Source organism: Streptomyces sp. CNP082, assembly GCF_059570535.1.
On sequence record NZ_JCANSZ010000137.1, the window covers coordinates 1 to 1,939 of the forward strand.

The window sequence follows — 1,939 nt, forward strand, 5'->3', positions numbered from 1 at the left end:
CGTGGGCGCGGTTCTTGCTCCCCTTCTGCTTGCGGGACAGCTCCCGCTGGGCCTTCTTCAGCTTCTTCTCCGCGCGCCGAAGGAAGCGCGGGGAGTCGATCTCCGTGCCGTCGGACAGGACAGCGAAGTGGGTCAGGCCGAGATCGATGCCGACGGTGCGGTCGGCCTCGGGCAACCGTGTCGCGTCGGCGGCGGGGTCGGTGCCGATGAAGAAGGAGGCGAAGTACCGCCCGGCCGCATCCTTGATGACGGTGACGGAAGTGGGATTGGTGGGCAGCGTGCGGGACCACTTCACCTTTACCGCACCGATTTTCGGCAGGTTCAGACGGCCGCTGTCGGTGATGCGCCAGCGGGCGTTGCCGGTGAACCGGATCGACCGCCTCGCGTCCTTGCGGGACTTCAAGCGGGGCGGGCCGGTCCTGGGGCCCTTGCGGGCACCCTTGAGGGAGGCGAAGAAGTTGCGGTACGCGGTCTCGGCATCCCGCAGTGACTGCTGGAGCACCACCGCGGAGACCTCGCCCAGCCAGGACCGTTGCGCTGTCCGCTTGGCCTCAGTGATCAGGCGCCTTGACAGCTCCCCGGCCTTCGGGAACGGCTGCCCGGCCTTACGGGCGTCTTCACGGGCGCGGACCGCGTCGTTGAACACCACACGGGCACACCCGAACGCCTTCGCTAACGCGACCTGCTGGCCGGTGTCCGGGTACAGGTCGGGTAGCCGGGATGCATTACTGCATCCCGGCCCCCTCAGAACCGTGCGTGCACCTCTCAATGCACACGGCTCAAGCTCGCCCCATGGGCCAGCGCAGTTTTACGAGGGTCGCATGCCGTCTTTGGCGTGTAGCTGGCGATGGCATGCGGAGTGTACGAGACGAAGATTGGTTCTCTCGTCGGAGCCGCCGTTTCGCCGATATACGAAGTGATGCTTGTTCAGCATCTTCTTCGAGGCCGCGAACCAGTCGATCCACTCGCGTGGACTGTCCGGTTCGTACTCGGCCCCGGCGATGAGTGCCTGATTGCAGAGCGGGCAAAGCCCTCTTTGCTTGTACGCCAAGGACAGACTCACCTTGTCCATCGGCGGAGGCGTCTTCTTACGGCGGCGTCCTTGCCAGTATTCAGTGAGGGACGGATCGTCCGGGGACGCCGAACCTTTCACCTGTACGTGGCGGACGATTTTGGTCCAGGCGAACTTTGGGAGGTGGGCGCCGCTGTTGCGGTCACCGAACACCCACTTGTCGTTTCTGGACTCGTTGAACCTGCCGAAGTATCTGTCGGCTACCCAGATCCCCGACTTTCTCGGGTGGCTCCTCTTTGCCCACTCCCACAACAAGTTCCAGAGGTACTTGTCGATGCTTGAGAATGTCTGCGAGGAGACCGCCTTCCGGTAGTACGCTGACCATCCGCGGACGATCGGTGTCAGCGCCCTGAGCATTCCTGCGGCGTTGGACCCGTAAAGGCCTTTCACCTCGGCGCGCAGGGTTTTCCGGATTCTCTTGACAGCGTCGGCGCTGGGCTTGATGAGTAGCTTTCCGTCATAGCGTCGGATGTTGAAGCCGAGGAAGTCGAACCCGTCTTCCATGTGGGCAATACGGGTCTTCTCCTCGTTGAACCGCAGTCCTCTCGGCTCCAGCCACTTCGCCAGCTTTTCCTTCACCTGCTCTGCTTCGGATCTGCTGTGGCACATGACCACGAAGTCGTCCGCGTAGCGGATGAGAATCGGTGTCCTGGGGGCCGCCTTCGGCTCATACGACTTCGCCTCGGCTCCCCAGTACCGACATCCTGCTGCCTCCTCCATCCCATGGAGTGCCACGTTCATCAGCAGCGGGCTGATCACCCCTCCCTGCGGAGCAATGCCACTCAGTTAGGCCACAGCGAGGATTTTGATATGCGGCTTGTCTTCGTGGCGAGTTGTGGTCTCGGTGCGGCGTTTCGCTCTGTAGGC

General features: G+C 63.0%; 2 protein-coding genes. Both read right to left on the minus strand.

Annotation, left to right across the window (positions count from 1 at the left end):
- The coding region (locus B124_RS36955) for an RNA-guided endonuclease InsQ/TnpB family protein (RefSeq protein WP_496507400.1) at positions 1-706 on the minus strand (706 nt) is incomplete at its 3' end.
- 102 nt (positions 707-808) lie between these two features.
- On the minus strand, positions 809-1,831 hold the full coding sequence (locus B124_RS36960; protein WP_496507399.1) for a group II intron maturase-specific domain-containing protein: 1,023 nt from the start codon (positions 1,829-1,831) through the stop codon (positions 809-811).
- Positions 1,832-1,939 lie beyond the last annotated feature (108 nt).